The 5,818-nt window shown below is 68.0% G+C and carries 5 protein-coding genes; all 5 read right to left on the minus strand.

Annotated features, from left to right (window positions below; all coding sequences use genetic code 11):
• A partial coding sequence (locus tag FVW20_RS06170; RefSeq protein WP_196608743.1) for a type IV pili methyl-accepting chemotaxis transducer N-terminal domain-containing protein occupies positions 1 to 1,308 on the minus strand: 1,308 nt, incomplete at its 3' end.
• 237 nt (positions 1,309 to 1,545) lie between these two features.
• Entirely contained in the window at positions 1,546 to 2,598 is a 1,053-nt protein-coding gene (gene argC, locus FVW20_RS06175; protein ID WP_196608744.1) for an N-acetyl-gamma-glutamyl-phosphate reductase, read from the minus strand.
• 84 nt (positions 2,599 to 2,682) lie between these two features.
• Entirely contained in the window at positions 2,683 to 3,030 is a 348-nt protein-coding gene (locus FVW20_RS06180) for a DUF1844 domain-containing protein (RefSeq protein ID WP_196608745.1), read from the minus strand.
• A 121-nt stretch (positions 3,031 to 3,151) separates the two neighbouring features.
• Positions 3,152 to 4,321, minus strand: a complete 1,170-nt coding sequence (locus FVW20_RS06185) for a pyridoxal-phosphate-dependent aminotransferase family protein (RefSeq protein ID WP_196608746.1) — start codon at positions 4,319 to 4,321, stop codon at positions 3,152 to 3,154.
• Between the two features lie 17 nt (positions 4,322 to 4,338).
• Positions 4,339 to 5,544, minus strand: coding sequence for a class I SAM-dependent rRNA methyltransferase (locus FVW20_RS06190; protein ID WP_196608747.1), 1,206 nt, complete (start codon positions 5,542 to 5,544; stop codon positions 4,339 to 4,341).
• Positions 5,545 to 5,818 lie beyond the last annotated feature (274 nt).

The following is a 5,818-nucleotide window of genomic DNA, read 5'->3' on the forward strand; positions in this document are numbered from 1 at the left end:
CTCCACGGCGGCGGCGTTGACGTCCTGCATGACCGAAACGGTCTCGTCCACCCGGTCGCGCTGGGTTTGCGCGCCCATGGCCGCGTCGCGCACCCGCTCGGCCAGCGATTCGGAACCGTCCACCACCTGGCGCGAAATGCCGTCGGCCTCGCGGGCGGCCTGGGCCAGCCGTTCGGTGCGGGCCTGGGCGTCGGCCTCTGCCTGGCGCAGTTCGGTAAGGTCTGTGTACAGGCAGATGCCGCCCACCAGAGAATTGTCCATGGCATTGCGCATTTGCGCGGCGGCAATGTTCACCCGCCGCACCCCGCCGCGCTGTCCGGTAATTTCCACTTCGCGCACCACCGGCACGCCTTCGCGCATCACCTTGCCCACCACGGTCTGGCGGCCCGGGTCGCCGTAGAAGAATTCCGAGGCGCCCATGCCGTGGTACTGCTCCGGCGTGCCCTCGCGCTCGATGAGCGTCAGCAGGGCCGCGTTGCAGCGCAGCACCTTTTCCTGTGTGTCCACCACAAGATAGGGCGTCTCTATGCTGCGCAGGATGCCTTCGGAAAAGCCCAGCGCGCCGGTGAGGTTGCCGGTCATGGCGCACAGGGCGTCGGCCACCTCGCGCAGTTCGCGGTGGAAGTTGCCCGCAAGGTCCATGCACCGGGGGCCCTGGGCCTGTTCCCGCGCGAAGTCGCGGATGGCGCACAGCGGGCGGATAACCTGGCGGTGCAGCACCAGCACCGCCACCGCACCCAGGGCCAGGGCCAGGCACAACCCGGTGACCTGGCTGGCCAGCAGGGTGGACACCCGGCTTTCCGATTCGCCCTGCATGAGGGTGACGGCCTTGTTCATGGCGTCCAGCACCCCGTCGCTGGCGGCCAGCAGTGGGGGGGCCGTGTCCGGCGCGGCGACCGTTCCTTCCGGCAGGACGGCCTCCACCAGGCCGCGCAGGCGCAGCCATTCGCCGCGCACGGTCATCAACTGGCCGCGCACCGTGGCGCTGGGCGGGGGCAACTGGCCCGCGGGGCCATCGGCCTTCAGGGTCAGCGGAGCCTGCCCGCCGTCGATGAAGGCCGTCAGCGTGACATCGAATACGCGGACCTGGTTGGCGATGGACTGGCGCAGCGTGGCCGGGCCGCCATGCAGCAGGGCCAGCGCCTCCTTGGTCATCTTCTGGCTGAGCATGCGCTGCCGGCCGGCCAGGTTGACCGCCATGCCGTCGGTGGACTGGCGATTGGAAATGACGATGACCGCCATGCACAGGGCGACGGCCAACAGGGCCTGACCAAGAACCGCAAGAAGGATGCGCAGCCGGATGCTCATGCGGAGTACCCCCCCTATGGTCCTGTGTATGGCAGGGGCAGGGGATGATGGCCCATGATTATCATGTGCGGGGGGCTGGCTGTGCGAGATTTCGCGCTGGGGGCGCTGGGGGCATGCGGCGGCGCGGCGGGCGGGTTTCCGGGCGTTCACCGCGCACGATACCCGCCGCGCACGCAAAAAAGGGACGCCCCTTGCCGGAGCGCCCCCTTGCATGAACGATGGTTGCCGCGCCGTGCGCTACGGCATCAGCGGGGCCAGCATCAGCCCGGTTTCCACGGGCAGGCCGAACATCAGGTTGGCGTTGGCCACGGCCTGGCCGGAAGCGCCCCGGCACAGGTTGTCGATGGCCGAAAGAATGACCAGGCGGCCCGTGCGCTGGTCCGTCACCACGCCCACGTCGCAGAACATGGTGCCGCGCACGTGGCGGGTTTCCGGCAACTGCCCGGCGGGCAGCACGCGCACCCAGCGCGCGCCCTTCCAGGTCTGCTCGAAGGCGGCCTGCACGTCCTGCGGACTGACGGGCTTTGCCAGCCTGGCGTAGATGGTGGTCAGGATGCCCCGGTTGACGGGCAACAGGTGCGGGTTGAACGACACCACCATGGACTTGCCCGCGATGGCCGACAGTTCCTGCTCGATTTCCGGGGTGTGGCGATGCTTGCCGATGTTGTAGGCCCGGAAGGTGTCGGACACCTCGCAGAACAGCGTGCCCACGGCGGCCTTGCGCCCCGCGCCGGTTGCGCCGGATTTGGCGTCCACCACGATGCCGTCGGTTTCCACCAGCCCGTGCTTGAGCGCCGCGTACAGGCCGAGGATGGTGGCGGTGGGGTAGCAGCCGGGGTTGGCCACCAGGGCCGCCTTCTTCACCGCATCGCCGTACAGTTCCGGCAGGCCGTACACCGCCTGGGGCAGTTCGGCCCGGCGGGTGTGGGGCACCTTGTACCACGCTTCGTACACGTCGGGGTCGCGCAGGCGGAAGTCCGCCGAAAGGTCCACCACGCGCAGGCCGCGTTCACGCAGTGTCGCGCCCATTTCCATGGCCGCCCCGTGGGGCACGGCCAGAAAGGCCACGTCGCAGTTGTCGGCCAGGTCGTCCGGGTCGGGCGCGGTCATGACCACGTCGCCGCCGGGCAGCCCGCGCAGAAAGGGATAGATGTCGGACAGGGGGCGGCCCGCCTCCGTACGCGAGGTGGCGCGCACGAGGCGCATGTTCGGGTGGCCCGCCAGCAGGCGGGTGAGTTCCATGCCCGTGTAGCCGGTAACGCCCACGAGCCCGGCGCGGATGATGGTCATGCCGTGGTCCTTGCGCTGTTTGATCTGTTAGGTCCGTGCAATCCGTGGGTCCGTATGCTCCGGAGGGTCTTCGGGAACCGGCGGCTACTTCCTGTGCACCACGTACTTCATGCGCAGTTCGTACAGCACGCCTTCCAGCAGGCGCGCCTCGTCCGCGTCGGCGCAGCCGCGCGTCTTCTCTTGCAGCATGGTCAGCACGTCGATGGTGTGCTTGGCCATCAGCAGGTTTTCGCCGGTGCGCCCGGTGTCCGGGTCGGGCACTTCGCCCAGTTGCACCAGCGCCGACGAGGCCAGCGACAGGATGAAGGTGGAAAAGGTCACCTGCGGCATCTGGGGGGCGCCATGGGGCGCGCCGTCCTGCGCGCCGCCATTGCCGCCGTCCTTGGCCCCGCCAGCCGCGCAGCCGCAGCCGGTGCGTTCGTTGTCGGTCATGGTCACATCCTCGCGTTTGGGGCCGGGCAGGCTTTTTTGGTGCCTCCGGCGGGCAGGGGGCACACCCCCTGCACCCCCTTCGATGGGTGATGCGTAAGCCCCTGCAACGGCTGGGGCTGCTTTAAAACTCCGTTCCCGGCGTAACCGCCAGCCCGGCCTGGTACGCGGCCAGCGCCTGTTCCAGCACGTCGCGCGCGCCGATGTACCCGCCGCAGGCCCGGAAGCCCTCGGCCAGGGCGTGCAGCCCGGCGGCCAGGTCCGCCCAGTCCAGCCAGCCCATGTGGCCGATGCGGATGATGCGTTCCTTCAGGTGGTCCTGCCCGGCGGCCATGATGACCCCAAAGCGTTCCGCGGCCACGCGCAGCACGCCGGTGGCGGGTACGCCTTCGGGCAGCAGCACACTGGTCAGGCCCCATGTGTAGCCTTCCTTCACCAGCGGCTCAAGGCCCATGGCCGTCACCCCGCGCCGGGCCATCTGCGTCAGCGCCCACTGCTTGCGGTACACGGTCTCCAGCCCCACCTCGCGGAACATGTCCAGGCTTTCGTTAAGCCCTATGATAAGGCTGACCGGCGTGGTGAACAGGGTCTGCTGCTTTTCCTGGTTGGCCAGTTCGCCCCGGAAGTTGAAATAGAAGCACGAGGGCGGCACCGTGTCCGCCTTGCGCCAGGCCCGCTCGGACAGCGCGATGAGGCCGAGGCCCGGCGGCAGCATCAGCCCCTTTTGCGAACCGGTGAGCAGGCAGTCGATGCCCCATTCGTCCATGGGGCAGGGCGAGATGCTCACGGCGGAGATGCCGTCCACCACCAGCAGGGTGTCGCGCCCGGCGGTGAGCCTGGCGATCTCGCGCACCGGGTGCAGGGTGCCGGTGGACGTTTCCGACAGCTGCACCAGCACGCCTGCGGCGTCGGGGTGTTCGTCGAGGGCGGCTTCCACTTCCGCGGGGGTGACCGGGCGGCCCCAGTCCACCACCACGGAGACCACGGAGAGGCCGCGCACGGCGGCGATTTCGCGCCAGCGTTGGCCGAACTTGCCGCCTTCGACCACGATGACCTTTTCGCCCGGCCTGAACAGGCCGTGCACGGCGGCGGTCATGACGCCCGAGCCGGAACAGGCCATGGGCAGCACCGGCTGGGCCGTGCCGAACAACTCGCGCAGCTTGGGCTGCACCGCCGCCATGATGGCCTTGAAGGCGGGCTTGCGGTGGTGGATCATGTCATGGGCCATGACCAGCCGCACCCTTTCGGGCGTGGGCGTGGGGCCGGGGGTGAGCAGGCGGGGCTTGTCGAGCATGCCGCAATGTCTCCGGTTCAGGCGCGGAATATCCGCGCGGTGAAGGATTTCAGGTAGTCGGTCTCGGCCATGGCCGGGTGTACCGGATGGTCCGCGCCCTGATGCCCCTGTGCGATGATCTGGGCCTGCATCTTCCGTTTTGCCGCGGCATGGGTGAGCACGCGGCGCAATTCTTCCCTGTCGAGGTGCTGCGAGCAGGAACAGGTGACGAATACACCCCCATCGGCCACCAGGTCGAGTGCCAGTTCGTTGGCCCGCTGGTAGGCCGTCAGGCCCTGCTTGGCGTCCTTCCTGCGCTTGATGAACGCGGGCGGGTCCAGGCAGACCAGGCCGAACCTGCGGCCCTCGCGCCGCAGTTCCGCCATGGCCTCGAAGGCGTCGCCCTCCAGTCCGTCGGCGTCGTCCACACCACCTGGCCCATACGCGCGGCCATTGGCCTTGACGTTTTCCACCGCCAGTTCGACGGCGGGCAGGGACGCATCCACCAGCGTTACCGAGGCCGCACCCGCGCGCGCCGCCGTGGCGCCAAAGCTGCCCACGTAGCAGAACACGTCCAGCACGTCCTGCCCCTTGGCGAAGCGGGCGGCAAAGGCGCGGTTGTCGCGCTGGTCGTAGAACCACCCGGTCTTCTGTCCGGCGGTGAGCGGCACGGTGAAGGTGCAGCCGTTCTCGGAAATCTCTGTCGTCTCGGGCACGGAGCCGTATGCCACGCGCACCTCGCGGGGCAGCCCTTCCAGTTCGCGCGAGGCCGTGTCGTTGCGCAGCAGCACCCCGGTGGCGCCTGTGGCCTCCACCAGCGCGGCAACCACCGCGTCGGTCTGCACGTCCATGCCCGCCGTGGTGATCTGGGCCACCAGCGTGTCGCCGTAGCGGTCCACCACAAGGCCGGGCAGCATGTCGCCCTCGCCGAAGCACAGCCGGTAGTGCGGCGTGTCGAACAGCGCCTGCCGCAAGGCCAGCGCGCGGTCCACCCGCTTTTTGAGCATGTCCGCGTTCAGCGGGTCGTTCTCGCGGCGGCTCACCAGCCGGGCGCAGATCAGCGAGGCCGGGTTCACGTAGGCCGTGCCCAGGCAGCGGCCCCCGTCGTCCATGACCACGGCGGCCTCGCCCGGCGCAAAGTCCTTGAGCGGCGTGCGCTGCACGTCCACTTCATTGCTGAACACCCACAGGTGCCCCACGCGCAGTCGGCGCTCTTCCCCGCGTTTCAGGATCAGTGTCTTCATGCGGTCCCTTGTATTTTCGATGGGAAAGGATGTCCATGTGGGGGAGAGGAAGGAAACTTTTTCAAAAGTTTCCTTCCTCTCCCCCACACCCCCTCTCCAACCTTCAAAACGTTTGGTAATACCTAACCAAAACGGACTAATCCGTTGTAAAATCTCTTGCTGGACTTGTCTTCAATGCCTTTAAAAGTATGGGGAACAAGTCCTCACTCCGGTGGTTAAACCGAAAACAAACTTCACCCAGAAAAAGGTGGAAAGTTTTCCTGGGGACACCTCG

The organism is Nitratidesulfovibrio oxamicus (assembly GCF_015731765.1).
In the GTDB taxonomy this organism is placed as follows: Bacteria; Desulfobacterota; Desulfovibrionia; order Desulfovibrionales; family Desulfovibrionaceae; genus Cupidesulfovibrio; species Cupidesulfovibrio oxamicus.